11 protein-coding genes and 1 riboswitch are annotated in these 16,231 nt (G+C 72.5%); of the genes, 3 read left to right on the top strand and 8 right to left on the bottom strand.

Going from position 1 to position 16,231, the window contains the following annotated elements:
• Positions 1-26: 26 nt before the first annotated feature.
• From ACZ49B_RS11845 to ACZ49B_RS11855, 3 genes are all read right to left on the bottom strand, one after another.
• Positions 27-1,229, bottom strand: coding sequence for an alkaline phosphatase family protein (locus ACZ49B_RS11845; protein ID WP_468303750.1), 1,203 nt, complete (start codon positions 1,227-1,229; stop codon positions 27-29).
• The gene (locus ACZ49B_RS11850; protein ID WP_468303753.1) at positions 1,229-1,834 is read right to left on the bottom strand and encodes a DUF5998 family protein; all 606 of its coding nucleotides are present in this window, start codon (positions 1,832-1,834) and stop codon (positions 1,229-1,231) included. Before ACZ49B_RS11850 ends, ACZ49B_RS11845 begins: the two co-directional genes overlap by 1 nt.
• A 62-nt stretch (positions 1,835-1,896) precedes the next feature.
• Positions 1,897-4,779, bottom strand: a complete 2,883-nt coding sequence (locus tag ACZ49B_RS11855) for a bifunctional acetate--CoA ligase family protein/GNAT family N-acetyltransferase (RefSeq protein ID WP_468303756.1) — start codon at positions 4,777-4,779, stop codon at positions 1,897-1,899.
• Positions 4,780-4,963: 184 nt separating this feature from the next.
• Between ACZ49B_RS11855 and ACZ49B_RS11860 the strand changes: the two genes are divergently transcribed.
• A complete protein-coding gene (locus ACZ49B_RS11860; RefSeq protein WP_266635998.1) occupies positions 4,964-5,245 on the top strand; it encodes an HPr family phosphocarrier protein in 282 nt (93 codons plus the stop codon).
• Between the two features lie 178 nt (positions 5,246-5,423).
• On the opposite strand, the gene ACZ49B_RS11865 is transcribed toward ACZ49B_RS11860, so the two are convergent.
• The 4 genes from ACZ49B_RS11865 to ACZ49B_RS11880 form a co-directional block, all read right to left on the bottom strand.
• Complete coding sequence (locus ACZ49B_RS11865) at positions 5,424-6,089, bottom strand: GntR family transcriptional regulator (protein ID WP_468303759.1); 666 nt, start codon at positions 6,087-6,089, stop codon at positions 5,424-5,426.
• Positions 6,090-6,288: 199 nt separating this feature from the next.
• Positions 6,289-7,083, bottom strand: a complete 795-nt coding sequence (locus ACZ49B_RS11870) for a M23 family metallopeptidase (protein WP_468303761.1) — start codon at positions 7,081-7,083, stop codon at positions 6,289-6,291.
• Positions 7,084-7,096: 13 nt separating this feature from the next.
• Positions 7,097-7,255, bottom strand: a riboswitch (cyclic di-AMP (ydaO/yuaA leader).
• Between the two features lie 184 nt (positions 7,256-7,439).
• Positions 7,440-8,807, bottom strand: a complete 1,368-nt coding sequence (locus ACZ49B_RS11875) for a M16 family metallopeptidase (RefSeq protein WP_468303976.1) — start codon at positions 8,805-8,807, stop codon at positions 7,440-7,442.
• Between the two features lie 20 nt (positions 8,808-8,827).
• Positions 8,828-10,177, bottom strand: a complete 1,350-nt coding sequence (locus ACZ49B_RS11880) for a M16 family metallopeptidase (protein ID WP_468303763.1) — start codon at positions 10,175-10,177, stop codon at positions 8,828-8,830.
• A 235-nt stretch (positions 10,178-10,412) separates the two neighbouring features.
• On the opposite strand from ACZ49B_RS11880, the gene ACZ49B_RS11885 reads away from it, so the two are divergent.
• A complete protein-coding gene (locus ACZ49B_RS11885) occupies positions 10,413-12,869 on the top strand; it encodes a DNA gyrase/topoisomerase IV subunit A (protein WP_468303766.1) in 2,457 nt (818 codons plus the stop codon).
• 102 nt (positions 12,870-12,971) lie between these two features.
• On the top strand, positions 12,972-15,053 hold the full coding sequence (locus ACZ49B_RS11890; RefSeq protein ID WP_468303769.1) for a restriction endonuclease: 2,082 nt from the start codon (positions 12,972-12,974) through the stop codon (positions 15,051-15,053).
• On the opposite strand, the gene ACZ49B_RS11895 is transcribed toward ACZ49B_RS11890, so the two are convergent.
• Positions 15,054-16,208, bottom strand: a complete 1,155-nt coding sequence (locus ACZ49B_RS11895; RefSeq protein WP_468303979.1) for a CobW family GTP-binding protein — start codon at positions 16,206-16,208, stop codon at positions 15,054-15,056. It lies immediately after the preceding gene.
• Between the last annotated feature and the right edge of the window lie 23 nt (positions 16,209-16,231).

Genomic DNA, 16,231 nt, shown 5'->3' on the forward strand with positions numbered 1-16,231 from the left:
GGCAGGGGCGGAGGAAGGGGGGTCGGTCAGGTGCGGATCTCGAGCAGCGGGACGAGCTGCTCGGCCGCGGTCATGGAGCCGTGCATGCCGACGAGGGCGGACTCGTTGGGCTCGTTGCGCGAGGCGGTGATGGCCGCATCGGCCTGGGCGGCCGCGACCACGTCGCCGATCCGGCCCAGCACGCGCTCGTCGCACTCCCCCGGCACGCCGAACCAGCCCAGTTCCAGGGCCTCTTCGCGGCTCGCGATCCAGAACCGGTCGCCCAGCACCTCGCGCCACACCGTCAGGACGTCGGCCTCGGCGCCCGGTACGGCGTACACGTGCCGGGCCCGGCCCTCGCCGCCGAGCAGGGCCACGCCCGCGCCCAGCTCCCAGTCCTCGTCGTAGTCGATACGGGAGTCCTCGTCGAACGGGACGTCCACCATGCCGTGGTCGGCGGTCACGTACAGCGCGGTCCGCGGCGGGAGTTGCTCGGCGAGCCGCTGCACCAGGCGGTCGACGTACATCAGCTGGCCGCGCCACGCGTCGGAGTTCACGCCGTGCCGGTGTCCGGCCCCGTCGAGCTCGCTGAAGTACGTGTACACCAGCGAGCGGTCGCCGGCCGCGAGGCGTTCGGCCGCGAGGTCCATCCGCTCCTCGCCGGTCATCCGGCCGAGGAAGGTGCCGCCGCTCAGCGCGATCTTGGTGAGCGGGGTGGTCTGGAACGCGGGCGAGGACACCTGCGCCGTGGCCACCCCCGCCTTGTCGGCCTGCTGGAAGACGGTCGGGTACGGCTGCCAGGGCTTCGGCTGGGTCCAGGGGTACCAGCGGAGCTGGTTCATCAGCTCGCCGGTGGCCGGGTTCCTCACCGCGTAGCCGGGCAGGCCGTGCCGCGCGGGCGGCAGGCCCGTGCCGACGGAGGCCAGCGAGGTGGCGGTGGTCGCCGGGAAGCCCGCCGTTATCGGCCGGCCGGTGCCTCCGCGCGAGGTGCCGAGGAGGGAGGTCAGGTACGGGGCCTCGTCCGGGTGGGCCTTGATCTGCTCCCAGCCCATGCCGTCGACCAGGAACACGCAGTTCCGGTCGGCCGGCGTCAGCTCGGGGATCGCGGCGGTGAACCCGGGGACGCCCTGGCCGGCCACGAGGGTCGGCAGCAGATCGGCGAGCGAGCCGGTGCCGTACTCCGGAACGGGGGCGCCGGCGAGGTCCAGCAGCTCCGGCTCGTCCCAGTTCGACGGTGCGGAGTAGGCCATCAGCGGGCGGAGGTGGAGGTGGCTGCCGTTGCTTCGCTGAGTGCCTGCGCGAAGACGAGGGTCTGGCGGACCGCCTCCGGGCCGTCGCCGGCCTCGCTGACGCGCAGGCTCAGGTCGTCGGCGGTGGAGTTGCCGGTGTAGCCGTGGTCGGAGTCGCAGTTCGGGTCGCCGCAGGCGGCGGGCTCCAGGTCGATCCGCGAGACCGCGCCCCAGCCGATGGTCAGGACGACCTCGCGGGGCAGGGTGCCGGGGGTGTAGGACTCGGGGTTGGCGACGACGCGGCTGAGCACCACGGAGGAGATCGCGCCGATCTTGACCGACTCGGTGGAGGTGGTCGCGTACGGGGAGGGGGACCCGGCGTCGGCGGCCTGCTCGTCGGTGTGGCTCACGATGAAGCGGTTCCCGGTCAGGACCAGGACGGTGACGTGCCGGCGCACCTCGTTGGCGTCGAAGGTCGTCTCCTGGTGGACCAGGTACGACGAGATCGGCTCGCCGCCGACCGCGGCCTCCACGGCCTCGGCCACGAGGGCCGGGTAGTAGCCGCTGCGCTCGATCGCCGTGCGCAGCCCCTGGGTCGTCGTACCGGATTTCGCCATGGGGTCCATCCTAAGGCCCGCACGGGGCACCCCGGGCGCCTGAGGTCCGGACGACAGGCCCGCGCACCCGCTCAGTAGCTGGGCAGTGTCCGGGGGCCGAGATCGGTGCGGGCGGGCGGGTGGGCCACGCGGACCGTGGCGCTGAGGACGGAGAGGCCCTCCGTGGCGACGACGACGGGCTCGAGGGTGACTCCCACCACTTCGGGATGGTCGTCCACGAGCCGGGACAGCCGCAGCAGGAGCTCCTCGAGAGCGGGGGTGTCCACGGGGTCGCTCCCGCGCCAGCCGAAGAGGAGGGGGGCGGTCCGGATGGACCGGATCAGCCCGGCGGCGTCCCGGTCGGTGGCGGGGACGAGCCGGTGGGCGGTGTCGCCGAGCAGCTCGGAGGCGACGCCGGCGAGCCCGAAGGAGAGGACGGCGCCGGCTGCGGGGTCGATGACGGACCGCACGACGGTGTCGACCCCGCGGGGCACCATGGCCTGGACGACGGGGAGCAGCTCGCCGGGCGTCCCGAGGAGCTCGGTGAGCTCCTCGTACGAGCGGCGCAGGTCGGCCTCGGTCGCGAGGTCGAGGCGTACGCCGCCGAGGTCCGCGCGGTGGCGCAGGTGCGGGGCGGTGGTCTTGAGGGCGACGGGGTAGCCCAGGGTCCGGGCGGCCACGACCGCGTCGTCCGCGGTGGGCGCGGGCAGGGTGGGGAGCAACCGGATCCCGTACCGGGCGAGCAGCGCGGCGGCGTCGGCCTCGGTGAGGGTGAGGACGGCGTCGCCGGCGCCGTCCAGGAGGTCGGCGAGCTGCGCGGCGGCTCCGGCCTCGTCGATGTCCTCGTACTCGGGCACCTGCCCGGCCTCGGCGTTGGCCCGCCGCCACTGCCCGTACCGGACGGCCTCGGCGACGGCCCGTACGGCCCGCTCGGCGGCCGGATACGCCGGAATCCGCACCTCGATTCCGGCCGCGTCGACGCCCCCGCTGTCACCGCCGGCCCCACCGGCCTCCGCACTCGCACCGCCAGCCCCGCCCGCACCCTCAGCCCCGCCGGCGTTGGAGGCGCGGGGGCGCGGGGGCAGCGCCCCCGGAAGCGGCGCCGCACCGGACGAATCCGGCCGCACGGAGGCGGGCCCGGGCAGGCCCCCCGCCGCGGACAGGGCGTCGACGAGCTCCGCCAGCTCCACGTGCACCACCGCCACCGGCTTGCCGGGATGCCCGGCCACCGCGTCCCGAAGGGCCTCGGCCAGGTCGTCCTGCGGCTCCTGCTCGTTCACCCACGGGATGACCGTGACGATCACCGCATCGTTCTCTGCGGAGCCCAGCGCCGCGCCCAGCGCCTCCCCGAAGTCCTCCGGCGTCGCCGCCGTGGTCAGGTCCAGCGGGGCCGCCGGCCGCAGCCCCTGCGTGAGGCAGGCGTCGTACGTGAGGACGCCCAGCGACTCCGAGTTCCCGAGGATCGCCACGCGCGGCCCGGCCGGCAGCGGCTGCGAGGCCAGCAGCAGCCCGACGTCCACCAGCTCCGTCACGGTGTCGACGCGGATCACCCCTGCCTGCCGCAGCAGCGCCGAGACCGTGGTGTCCGGGAGCCTGGTCCCGGGGACCACGTGGCCGGCCGGGGTGTGGCGGCCGCCCTTCGCGACCACCACCGGCTTCACCGCTGCCGTCCGCCGCGCGAGACGCGTGAACTTCCGCGGGTTGCCCAGGGTTTCGAGGTACATCAGCGCGACGTCGGTGGCCTCGTCCTCGTACCAGTACTGCAGGATGTCGTTGCCGGAGACGTCCGCCCGGTTGCCCGCCGAGACGAAGGACGACAGCCCTTCGCCCCGCCGCAGCAGTGCGGAGAGCAGCGAGATGCCGATCGCCCCGGACTGGGTGAACAGCCCGATGCGGCCCCGGATCGGCGCGGGCGCCGGGGTGAGGGAGGCGTTGAGCCCGACCTCCGGCGCGGTGTTGATCACGCCGTACGCGTTCGGCCCGATCAGCCGCATCCCGTACGAGCGCACCTGGCGCACCAGTTCGCGCTGCCGGTCGAGCCCGGCCGCGCCGCTCTCCCCGTAGCCGGCGGACAGCACCACCAGCCCCTGCACCCCGTGCTCGCCGCACGCGGCCACGGCCTCGGGGACGCGCTCGGCGGGGACCGCGATCACCGCGAGGTCGACCGGGGCGTCGACGTCACCGAGCGCGCGGTAGGCCCGGACGCCCTCCAGCAGGTCGGTGGTGGCGGCCTCGTTCACGGCGTAGAGGTGGCCCTGGAAGCCGCAGTCGCGCAGGTTCCGCAGGGCCGCCGCGCCGACTCCCCCGCCGGAGCGGCTGACTCCGATCACCGCCACCGAGCCGGGGGCCAGCAGCCGCTGCACGGAGCGGGCCTCGGCGCGCTGCTCGCGGGCGCGCTGCACGGCCAGGGACTCGGCGGTGGGTTCGAGGTCGAGGGTGAGGTGGACGGAGCCGTCCTCGAAGCTGCGCTTCTGCTGGTAGCCGACGTCGGTGAAGACCTTGATCATCTTGTTGTTGGCGGGCAGCACCTCGGCCGCGAAGCGGCGGATGCCCCGCTCGCGGGCGACCGCGCCGATGTGTTCGAGGAGGGCGGAGGCGACCCCGCGGCCCTGGTGGGCGTCCTGGACGAGGAAGGCCACCTCGGCCTCGTCGGCGGGGGCGGACGCGGGCCGGCCGTCGGGGCCGATCCGGTCGAAGCGGACGGTGCCGATGAACTCCTCGCCGATGGTCGCCGCGAGGCCGACCCGGTCCACGTAGTCGTGGTGCGTGAAGCGGTGCACGTCGCGGTCGGACAGCCGGGGGTAGGGCGCGAAGAAGCGGTAGTACTTCGACTCGTCGGAGACCTGCTCGTAGAAGCTGACCAGTCGGCCCGCGTCCTCCGTGGTGATGGGCCTGATCCGGGCGGTGCCGCCGTCGCGCAGGACGACGTCCGCTTCCCAGTGGGCCGGGTACGAGGGGTCCGACGGGGTGGTCATGCGGCGATCTTAAGGCCAGGACCGGCCGGACAGCTCCTGCGCGGCGCGTAGGGCAAGCCGGTGCAAACACGTGCAAGCTGGGGTAGGTCGAACGGCGGAGGCTTCGGGCCGAAGGTCGGTCGGAGCATTCGAGGCGTCGTGAGAGACTGGTCTAGACAACCGTAAGAACCTGAAGGGCATCACCATGGCAGAGCGCCGCGTCAACGTCGGGTGGGCCGAGGGCCTGCACGCTCGTCCCGCCTCGATCTTCGTCCGCGCGACGACCGCTTCCGGCGTCCCGGTGACCATCTCGAAGGCCGACGGGAACCCCGTCAACGCCGCGTCCATGCTCGCGGTGCTGGGCCTGGGCGCCCAGGGCGGCGAGGAGATCATCCTCGCGTCCGACGCCGAGGGTGCCGAGGCGGCGCTGGACCGCCTCGCGAAGCTGGTCGCCGAGGGCCTCGAGGAACTTCCCGAGACCGTCTGACCCTTCGGGTTCGCCCCCGGACATGCGTCGAAGCCGCGGCCGCCGGAATTCCGGAGGCCGCGGCTTCCTCGTTTTCGTGAATTCCGTGGATGCACCGGGCGACCGTGAATGCACCACCATTGCACCGCTCATGCGACGCGAATTCAGCCAAGGCTCCCCCATTCATACGCGCTATTTGTTAATGCGGACCGCCCGCCATGTTTACGGCATGTTGCGAAGGCCTCACGCGCAGCCGGTGCGCCCCGGCCGCCCGGTCCGCGTGGACCGCCGTCAGCGCCCGCGCCCGCTCGGCGTCCCCGCGCGCCACCGCGTCCACGATCGCCCCGTGCTCCGCCCAGGACTCCACGGGCCGGGCCGGCGCCTCCACTGCGTACATCCAGGCGACCTTGTGCCGCATCTGCGTGAGCAGCGCGATCAGCCCGGGGCTGCCGGAGGCCTGGGCGAGGGTCTCGTGGAACCAGCCCCCCAGGGACCGCAGGTCCTCCCCCCGGCCCTGCCTGGCCCGCTCCTGACCCAGTCTGACCAGCCCGCGCAGCACCTTGAGGTGGGCCTCGGTGCGTCGACGGGCGGCCCGGGCGGCCGCCAGCGGCTCGAGCAGCATCCGCAGTTCCAGGAGGTCGGCCGCCTCCTGCTCGGTGGGCTCGGCGACGCAGGCGCCCGCATGCCGCCGGGTGGTGACGAAGCCCTCGGACTCCAGGGTCCGCAGCGCCTCGCGGACCGGGACGCGGGAGACCCCGTAGCGCCGCGCCAGCAGCTCCTCGGTCAGCCTGCCGCCCGGCTCGAAGACACCGGAGACGATGTCGTCGCGGATTGCCGTGCATACCGCGTGCGCAGGAATACGCAAGTCCGGACCTCCGCCTATTTCCGACTGCCGACGCCATTGCCGCGACCGCTGGGATCGTAAGGCGACTCTATTGCAACAAGCGATGTTTTCCGAGCGCGGACGGAAATCGCGAATATTTACAGCCACCATGCGGCCACATGCGGCCACAACGCGAAGGCCCCGGCTCGGGGAGCCGGGGCCTTCGGTGAAGTGCTGCGGGTCAGACGTCGACGCCGTGGTTGCGCAGGTACGCGACCGGGTCGATGTCCGAGCCGTACTGGGCGCCGGTACGGGCCTCGAAGTGCAGGTGCGGGCCGCTGGAGTTGCCGGTGGAGCCCGACAGGCCGATCTGCTGGCCCGGGGTGACCTGCTCGCCGACGGAGACGCTCAGCGAGGACATGTGGCCGTACTGGGTGTAGGTGCCGTCGTTGTGCTTGATGACGACGTTGTTGCCGTACGCGCCGCCCCAGCCGGCCTCGACGACGGTGCCGGCGCCGACCGCGTGCACCGAGGTGCCGGAGGCCGCGTGGAAGTCGATGCCGGTGTGGCTGCCGGAGGACCACATGCCGCCGCCCGCGTGCCACTGGGTGCTGACGTAGGAGCCGTCGACGGGGGCGACGAAGGTGTTGAGGCGCTTGCGCTCCGCCTCGCGGGCGGCGCGCTCGGCGGCCTCGCGCTCGGCCTTCGCCTTCTCCTCGGCCTTCTGCTTGGCCTCGGCGGCGCGCGCCTTCGCGTCGGCCTCCGCCTTCGCCTTGGCGGCCGCGGCCTCTGCCGCGTGCTCCTGGGCCTCGGCCTGGGCCTCGATCTGGACCGGGAGGTCCTCGGCCGTCACGACGGCGTTCAGGCCGGTGTCCTCCATGGAGGGGGCCTTGTCCGACGCGGCGAACGCCGGGCCTGCGAGGGAGCCGACGACACCGGTGGTGGCGAGGGCGGCTATGCCGGCGTAACCGGCGGTCTTGCGGCTCAGACGACTGGAACCACGGTGCTTACCGGCGGCACGACTGCCAAACGCCATGAAGGGGTTGATCCTTTCCTTCCTTCTCGCCTACCGGGTTAGCTGACGGGTTCGGAGCAGGAAGGTCTCCTACGGGCCCCCTCTGGCGAGGCGGTCCGATTCACCCCAGGGACACATGTGGGTCCCCGGCTCCCCAGGCTCGCGCCTGACGGGGACTCGGCGATCGCTGCCCGGTGCCGCGGATGCGGCGCGTACAACTGACGGACAGCACGGCCGACGCTAGGCGGATCATCAGTCAATCGCCAAACAGACACGCCTTTTTGTTGCGTACGCCACACCGCATACAAGCAACCTCTCCACTAAACAGACAAAAGGGGCTCCGGTGGACAAGCCACCGGAGCCCCTTGGGATGTCCGTCAGTTGGTGACGACGGTGACCTCGCCGATCCCGAGCGCCCGCACCGGCGCCTCGATCTGCGACGCGTCGCCCACCAGGACGGTGACCAGGCGGTCCACCGGGAAGGCGGCCAGGACGGCCGAAGTCGCCTCCACCGTGCCCGTTTGGGCCAGCTGTGCGTACAACCGGGCCTGGTAGTCGTCCGGGAGCTCCTGCTCGACCTGGTCGGCGAGCGTGCCGGCCACGGCCGCGGCCGTCTCGAACTTCAGCGGGGCCACCCCCACCAAGTTCTGTACCGCCACGTCCCGTTCGGCGTCGGTCAGCCCGCCGTCCGCGAGGGTGCGGAGCACCTTCCAGAGGTCGTCGAGCGCCGGGCCGGTGTTGGGGGTGTCCACGGAGCCGCTGATGGCGAGCATCGAGGCGCCCTTGCCGTCGGCGGTGGAGCGCAGCACTTGGCCGAAGGCGCGCACGCCGTACGTGTAGCCCTTCTCCTCGCGCAGCACCTTGTCCAGGCGCGAGGTGAGGGTGCCGCCCAGGCAGTACGTGCCGAGCACCTGCGCCGCCCAGACCCGTTCGTGCCGGTCCGGCCCGATCCGGCCGATCAGGAGCTGCGTCTGCACCGCCCCGGGCCGGTCCACGATGACCACGCGGCCGGCGTCGTCGGCGGTCACCGGCGGCACCGGCAGCGCCTCGGCGAAGTTGCCGGTCCAGGTGCCCAGGGTGTCCGCCAGTACGGCGTCCAGGTCGATGCCGGTCAGGTCGCCGACGACCACCGCGGTGGCGGTGGCGGGGCGTACGTGGGCCTCGAAGAAGGCGCGTACGGCCGCCGAGTCGATCCGGGCGACCGTCTCCTCGGTGCCCTGGCGCGGGCGGGACATCCGCAGCGTGGCCGGGAAGAGCTGCTTGGAGAGCTCCTTGGCGGCGCGGCGCTGCGGGTTGGCCAGCTCGTGCGGGATCTCGTCGAGCCGGTTGCGCACCAGGCGGTCGACCTCGCTGTCGGCGAAGGCGGGCGCGCGCAGCGCCTCGGCCAGAAGGCCCATCGCCTTGGCCAGCCGGGAGGCCGGGACCTCCAGGGAGACCCGCACTCCCGGGTGGTCGGCGTGCGCGTCGAGCGTGGCGCCGCAGCGCTCCAGCTCGGCCGCGAACTCCTCGGCGGAGTGCTTGTCGGTGCCCTCGGACAGCGCGCGGGCCATGATGGTCGCCACGCCGTCCAGGCCCTGGGGCTCGGCGTCCAGCGGGGCGGCGAGGTTGACCTCGACGGCGACGACCTGCTGGCCCGGCCGGTGGCAGCGCAGCACGGTCAGGCCGTTGGGCAGCGAGCCCCGCTCGGGGGCCGGGAAGGCCCACGGCCGGGCCTCGCCGGCCTGCGGCTGCGGGTGGAAGGTCATCGTGACGGCTGCGGTGTCGCTCACTGCTCCGCCCCTTCGTTCTCGTCGTTCTCGTCGGCCCCGTCGGCCTCTGCCGGGAGCGGCTCGTACACCAGCACCGCGCGGTTGTCGGGGCGCAGTCGGGCCGCGGCCACGGCCTGCACCTCCTCGGCGGTGATGTCGAGGACCCGCTGGACGGCGCTGAGGGCCAGCTGCGGGTCGCCGAACAGCACGGCGAAGCGGCAGAGTTCGTCGGCGCGGCCGGCCACCGTGCTCAGCCGGTCCAGCCACTCGCGCTCCAGCTGCGCCTGGGCGCGCTCCATCTCCTCGGCCGTGGGGCCCTCGGCGGCGAACCGCGCGAGCTCCTCGTCGACGGCCGCCTCGATGTCGGGCACCTCGACCCCGCTGGAGGTCTTCACGTCCAGCCAGCCCAGCGAGGGCGCGCCGGCGAGCCGCAGCATGCCGAAGCCGGCCGCGACGGCCGTCTGGTCGCGGCGTACCAGGCGGTTGTGGAGCCGGGAGGACTCGCCGCCGCCCAGGACGGTGAGCGCCACGTCGGCGGCGTCGCACTCGCGGGTGCCGTCGTGCGGGAGCCGGTAGGCGGCCATCAGCGCGCGGGCCGGAACCTCCTCGACGATCTCCTCGCGCAGCTGGCGGCCCATGATCTCGGGCAGCGTGCCGTCGCGCGGCGGCTGCTTGCCGTCGTGCCCGGGGATGGTGCCGAAGTACTTCTCGATCCAGGCGAGCGTCTGCTCGGGGTCGATGTCGCCGACGACCGACAGCACCGCGTTGTTGGGTGCGTAGTTCGTACGGAAGAAGGCGCGGGCGTCTTCGAGGGAGGCCGCGTCCAGGTCGGCCATGGAGCCGATCGGGGTGTGGTGGTACGGGTGGCCCTCGGGGTACGCCAGGGCGGTCAGCTTCTCGAAGGCCGTGCCGTACGGGACGTTGTCGTACCGCTGGCGGCGCTCGTTCTTGACGACGTCGCGCTGGTTCTCCATGGACTCGTCGTCCAGGGCGGCCAGCAGCGAGCCCATCCGGTCCGCCTCGAGCCAGAGCGCGAGCTCCAGCTGGTGGGCCGGCATGGTCTCGAAGTAGTTGGTGCGCTCGAAGCTGGTCGTGCCGTTGAGCGAACCCCCGGCGCCCTGGACGAGCTCGAAGTGGCCGTTGCCGGGTACGCTCGCCGAGCCCTGGAACATCAGGTGCTCGAAGAGGTGAGCCAGACCGGTTCGCCCCTTGACTTCATGGCGCGAGCCGACGTCGTACCAGAGGCAGACCGCGGCGACCGGGGTCAGGTGATCCTCGGAGAGCACCACGCGCAGGCCGTTGGCCAGCCGGTGCTCGGTCGCTGTCAGGCCGCCGGAGCCGGCCTGGGCTGTGGCCGTGTGACCCATGGGCATGTGGTCCCTTCGATCGCGATGCAGAGATTTCCGTCAGACCTGCCACTGTATGCAAGCGCGTCGGGGACCGGAGAAGTTCCCGGCTCAGACCTGGGTCGGAGTCGGCGTTGTCGGTGCCTCGGGCCACAATGGTCCGCGACAACCCCCGTCAGCCCCTGTCACACCACCCGCCAGACCACCCGCAAGACCCCCAGCACACCTTCATTCTTGGTTAAGGAGCCGCGCAGCGATGGCCCGCCGCAGCACGAAGACCCCGCCGCCGGAGGATTTCGAGGAGAAGATCCTCGACATCGACGTCGTCGACGAAATGCAGGGCTCCTTCCTCGAGTACGCGTACTCGGTGATCTACTCCCGCGCCCTGCCCGACGCCCGCGACGGCATGAAGCCGGTGCACCGGCGCATCGTCTACCAGATGAACGAGATGGGCCTGCGCCCCGACCGCGGCTACGTGAAGTGCGCCCGCGTCGTCGGCGAGGTCATGGGCAAGCTGCACCCGCACGGTGACGCGTCGATCTACGACGCCCTCGTGCGCATGGCCCAGCCCTTCTCGATGCGGCTGCCGCTGGTCGACGGCCACGGCAACTTCGGCTCGCTCGGCAACGACGACCCGCCGGCCGCGATGCGTTACACCGAGTGCAAGATGGCGGACGCCACGTCACTGATGACGGAGTCGATCGACGAGGACACCGTCGACTTCACCGCCAACTACGACGGCCAGGAGCGGGAGCCCGTCGCGCTGCCCGCGGCGTACCCGAACCTGCTGGTGAACGGCGCCTCCGGGATCGCGGTCGGCATGGCCACCAACATGCCCCCGCACAACCTGGGCGAGGTCATCGCGGCCGCCCGCCACCTGATCCGCTACCCGCAGGCGGACCTGGAGGCGCTGATGCGCTTCGTGCCGGGTCCCGACCTGCCCACGGGCGGCCGGATCGTGGGCCTCTCGGGGATCAAGGACGCCTACGAGAACGGCCGCGGAACGTTCAAGATCCGCGCCACGGTGGCCGTGGAGAACGTGACGGCCCGCCGCAAGGGCCTGGTCGTCACGGAACTGCCCTTCACGGTCGGCCCCGAGAAGGTCATCGCGAAGATCAAGGACCTGGTCGGCTCCAAGAAGCTCCAGGGCATCGCGGACGTCAAGGACCTCACGGACCGCGCGCACGGCCTGCGCCTGGTCATCGAGATCAAGAACGGCTTCCACCCGGAGGCCGTGCTCGAGCAGCTGTACAAGCTGACGCCGATGGAGGAGTCCTTCGGCATCAACAACGTCGCGCTGGTCGACGGCCAGCCGCTGACGCTCGGCCTCAAGGAGCTGCTCGAGGTCTACCTCGACCACCGCTTCGAGGTCGTGCGGCGGCGCAGCGAGTTCCGCCGCGGCAAGCGGCGCGACCGGCTGCACCTCGTCGAGGGCCTGCTGGTGGCCCTGATCGACATCGACGAGGTCATCCGGATCATCCGGGACAGCGACAACTCGGCGCAGGCGAAGGAGCGGCTCGTCGAGCACTTCTCGCTGAGCGAGATCCAGACCCAGTACATCCTGGACACCCCGCTGCGCCGGCTCACCCGCTTCGACCGGATCGAGCTGGAGTCCGAGCGCGACCGCCTCACCGGCGAGATCGACGAGCTGACCGGGATCCTCGACTCCGACACGGAGCTGCGCAAGCTGGTCTCCACGGAACTGGCCGCGGTCGCGAAGAAGTTCGGCACCGAGCGGCGTACGGTCCTGCTGGAGTCGGCCGGTACGCAGGTCGGGGCGGTTCCGCTGGAGGTCGCGGACGACCCGTGCCGGGTGCTGCTGTCCTCGACGGGCCTGCTGGCGCGCACCGTGACCGGCGAAGCGCTGCCGGAGGAGGAGGGCGGCGCCCGCGCCAAGCACGACCTGATCGTCTCGCAGGTCGCCGCCACCGCCCGGGCCGATGTCGGCGTGGTCACCTCGTACGGGCGCCTGCTGCGGCTGTCGGTGATCGACCTGCCGCAGCTGCCCGACACCCACACCGCGCCGAACCTGGCGGGCGGCGCCCCGGTCGCGGAGTTCCTCTCCGGGCTGGAGGCGGACGAGAAGGTGATCTGCCTGACCTCGCTGGACGAGTCCTCGCAGGGCCTGGCCCTGGGCACCGAGCAGGGCGTGGTCAAGCGGGTCGTGCCGGACTACCCGGCGAACAAGGAGGAGCTGGAGGTCATCACCCTCAAGGAGGGCGACCGGATCGTCGGCGCGGTCGAACTGCGCACGGGCGAGGAGGACCTGGTCTTCCTCACCGACGACGCCCAGCTGCTGCGCTACCCGGCGGGTCAGGTGCGCCCGCAGGGCCGCCCGGCGGGCGGCATGGCGGGCATCAAGCTCGCCGACAACGCCAAGGTGATCCACTTCTCGGCGGTGGACCCCGCGCGGGACGCCGTGGTGTTCACGGTGGCGGGCTCGCACGGGACGCTGGACGACTCGATGCTGTCCGGGAAGCTGACCCCGTTCGACCAGTACCCGCGCAAGGGCCGGGCCACCGGCGGCGTGCGCTGCCAGCGGTTCCTGAAGGGCGAGGACCTGTTGGTGCTGGCCTGGGCCGGCAACGCACCGGTCCGCGCGGCCGCGGCGAACGGCACCCCCGCCGAACTGCCGCCCGTGGACCCGCGCCGCGACGGCTCGGGGGCCGCCCTGCCCGCGGTCGTCGCCGCTCTGGCGGGGGGCGCGCTGTAGGACGTACGGCGGCATTCGGGTGGTGCGACCGGGGGGACGTACCACCCGAATGCCGACTAGTGTTTTCCCGTTGGGGCTTGTGGTGGGGGCGGGGGAAAACTGTTGAGCCGTCAGTCGAACGGGATGATCGGGGACTGGGCCGAGGCTCAGCGCAGGCAGCAGCGGACGCTGGTGATCCAGCAGCGCGAGGCGGAGCGCCGACGGCGGGCGTGGGACCGGGACGTGGCCCGGGGCGAGCGCGAACAGCAGGCCGCCTACCGGCAGCATCGCGAGGCCGAGGCCCGGCGCCGCACGGAGGTCATCGAGGCCGAGGTGGCGGCGCTGCAGAACCTGCTGGTCACGGGCTGCCGGTCGACGGCATTCCGAATGGCCTCGCTCGTGCGGAACGAGGAGCTCGAACCGTTCCGTCCGGGGTCGTTGGCGCAGCCGGTGGCGATACCCCGCATCGAGCAGTTCCTGCAAGAGAGCAGTGGCATGGCGCTGGGTTCCTACCGGCGCGCCGAGGCGGAGCGCGAGGCGCACGCCCAGTACACACGGGCTCATCAGAAGGCGAGAGCGGCGGAGACGCGGCGCCAACAGCAGCTCGCTGAGCACCGGCGGCAGTACGACCGGTGGGCGGCCGAGCAGCTCGCCGGGATCCGCGCGCACAACCACGGGCTGAGCGAGCTGGCCGGAAGGCTGCGCGCGGGCGAGGCCGAGGCCGTGGTGGAGTACTTCTCGGCCGCCCTGTACGCCTCCACGGCCTGGCCCGAGGAGCTGCCGAGGCAGGTCTCGGCCGCGTATGACCCGGCGGCCCGGCAGCTGGTGCTCGACTGGGAGTTGCCCCGCTACGGGGTGGTGCCCGAGGCCAAGTCGGTGCGGTACCTGCCGAGCACGGACCAGGACAAGGAGACCGCCCGCCCCGTCACGCAGCGACGGGCGCTGTACCGGGACCTGCTGGCGCAGTGCGTGCTCCTGGTGGTGCGCGAGCTCTACGCCGCGGACGAGTTCGGCGCGCTGGACTCGGTGGTCGTCAACGGGTTCGTGGACGACCACGATCCGGCGACGGGCCGGGAGGCGCAGATCATCCTCGCCACGGTGTCGGCGGCGCGGTCCGCCTTCGAGGGACTGCGACTGGAGCAGGTCAGCGCGGTGGAGTGTCTGGTGGAGGGTCTGCGCGGGCAGCTGTCGGCGCGACCCGACCAGCTGGCCGCGGTACGGACAGGGCGCCGGCCGGGCGAGGTCGGCGGCGTCGTCAGCCACGGCGGGCAGTCCGGCGACGGGGATGACGAGCCGGACCTCTTCGCGATGGACCCGATCGCCTTCGAGAACCTGGTGGCGGAGCTCTTCCGGGCGATGGGCATGGAGGCGGTGACCACGCAGCGGTCGGGCGACGGCGGGGTGGACGTGGAGGCGCTGGACCCGGCCCCGATCCGGGGCGGGCGGATCGTGGTGCAGGTCAAGCGCTACCGGAACACGGTGCCGCCGACGGCCGTGCGTGATCTGTACGGCACGGTCCAGGACAAGGGGGCGAACAAGGGGGTGCTGGTCACCACCGCGTCCTTCGGACCAACGTCGTACACCTTTGCCAACGGCAAGCCGCTGGAGTTGGTTCCCGGGGCGGACCTCGTCGAGCTGCTCCACCAGCACGGCCTGCGCGGCCGGCTCGGCGGCGGTCCGGCGCAGCGCGCGCCCGAGCCGGAGCCTGCCGCCCCTTCGGCGGACCACAACGTGCTCGGCATGTCATGGTCCGGCCGCGTGGCGCTGGACGTGTGCGCCCTCGTCTGCGCGGGCAACCGGGTGCTGAGCGAAGACCACTTCGTGTTCTTCAACAACCCGCGGACCCCGGACGGTTCGGTACGGGCCCGCACCCACTCGGCCCCCGACAAGGCCGCGTTGGAGGTCTCCTTCGACGCCCTGCCCGAGCCCGCCGACCGGCTGGTCCTCGTGGCCGCGATCGACCCCGAGGTCGATCCGCACGCCGACCTCGCCGGGTTCACCGACGCCCACATCCGCCTGCTGTCCGCCGGCGGCGAGGAACTCGGCCGGCTGGACGTCTCCGACGGGCGCGCCGGCGAAACCGCCCTGGTGCTGGGCTCGTTCCGGCGCCGCTCCAACGGCGACTGGGACTTCGTCATCGGCGGCAAGGGCTACCGCGGCGGCCTCGAGGACCTCCTGCGTGAATACGGCGTCGAGGTCGCCTGATCAATCGGAGTCGGGATCGCCGTACGGCTCGGGGTCGTACGGCTCCGGTTCCGGCACCGGTTCGGCGTCCGGCTGCGCCGGGCGGTCGACGTAGCGGAGCACGCCCCACATGCTCTCCGGGGGCGCGTGCTGCGGGGCCGGTTCGCGGCAGGCCTGCAGCTCGCGGAGCAGGGCCGGGCCGTCCGTCCCGGCGCCGATCAGGACCAGCTGCGTCAGCCGGGCCTCGCCCCGGCCCCAGGGCTGTGGGGCGAACCGGAGGAAGCGGCCGACCGCGTGCACCTCGTAGCGCTCCTCGTGGCCGGGGACGCCGAAGTAGGCATGGCCCTTGATCCGGTACAGCCCGGCCGGCCGCCGGTCGAGGAAGTCGATGAACCGGCGCGGGTTCATGGCCTGCTCGGACACGAACTCCGTGCTCTCGTACACCGTGTGGGCGTGTCCGGTGTGGTCCCCGTGCCCCTCGTGGTGCGCGTCATCGGCGTCGTCGGCACCGCCTGCATCGTCCGCGTCCCTGGCCTGCGCGATCAGGTCCTCGAACGACAGCTGGCCCTGGGTCTCGGTCCACGGGCGGCGGTCGAAGAGCAGCTCCGGGTCGATGCGCCCGTGGTCGGCGGCCACCACCGGCGTCCCGGGGCAGAGCCCGCCCAGCTCGCCCTCGATCCGCGCCCGCTCGGCGGCGTCGACCCGGTCCGTCTTGTTGAGGACCACCAGGTCCGCGACGGCGAGGTGGCGGTCGGTCTCCGGGTGCCGGCCCCGGGTCGCGTCGAACTCCGCCGCGTCCACGACCTGGACCAGCCCGCCGTACCGGATCGCCGGATTCTCGCTGGCCACCAGCATCCGGATCATCTCCTGGGGCTCGGCCAGCCCGCTCGCCTCGATGACGATCACGTCGATCTGATGCACCGGCGCGGAGAGCTTCTCCAGGTACGCGTCGAGCTCGCTGCCGTCGACGGCGCAGCACAGGCAGCCGCCGCCGAGCGAGACCATCGAGTCGCCCACTTGGCCCGCCACGGCCATCGCGTCGATCTCGATCGAGCCGAAGTCGTTGACGACGACCCCGATCCGAGTGCCTCCCCGGTTGCCGAGCAGGTGGTTGAGCAGCGTGGTCTTGCCGGATCCGAGGAACCCGGACAGCACGACGACGGGAATCGGCTGCACGGGCGGCTGTACGGGCTGCTGTG

It is taken from the genome of Streptomyces sp. NPDC031132, assembly GCF_055570595.1.

Excerpts from the sequence above, each read along its gene's own strand:
- ACZ49B_RS11860 (WP_266635998.1), top strand. The coding sequence starts at position 4,964 with ATGGCAGAGCGCCGCGTCAACGTCGGGTGGGCCGAGGGCCTGCACGCT.
- ACZ49B_RS11845 (WP_468303750.1), bottom strand. The coding sequence starts at position 1,229 with ATGGCCTACTCCGCACCGTCGAACTGGGACGAGCCGGAGCTGCTGGAC.
- ACZ49B_RS11855 (WP_468303756.1), bottom strand. The coding sequence starts at position 4,779 with ATGACCACCCCGTCGGACCCCTCGTACCCGGCCCACTGGGAAGCGGAC.
- ACZ49B_RS11870 (WP_468303761.1), bottom strand. The coding sequence starts at position 7,083 with ATGGCGTTTGGCAGTCGTGCCGCCGGTAAGCACCGTGGTTCCAGTCGT.
- ACZ49B_RS11885 (WP_468303766.1), top strand. The coding sequence starts at position 10,413 with ATGGCCCGCCGCAGCACGAAGACCCCGCCGCCGGAGGATTTCGAGGAG.
- ACZ49B_RS11880 (WP_468303763.1), bottom strand. The coding sequence starts at position 10,177 with ATGGGTCACACGGCCACAGCCCAGGCCGGCTCCGGCGGCCTGACAGCG.
- ACZ49B_RS11875 (WP_468303976.1), bottom strand. The coding sequence starts at position 8,807 with ATGACCTTCCACCCGCAGCCGCAGGCCGGCGAGGCCCGGCCGTGGGCC.
- ACZ49B_RS11850 (WP_468303753.1), bottom strand. The coding sequence starts at position 1,834 with ATGGACCCCATGGCGAAATCCGGTACGACGACCCAGGGGCTGCGCACG.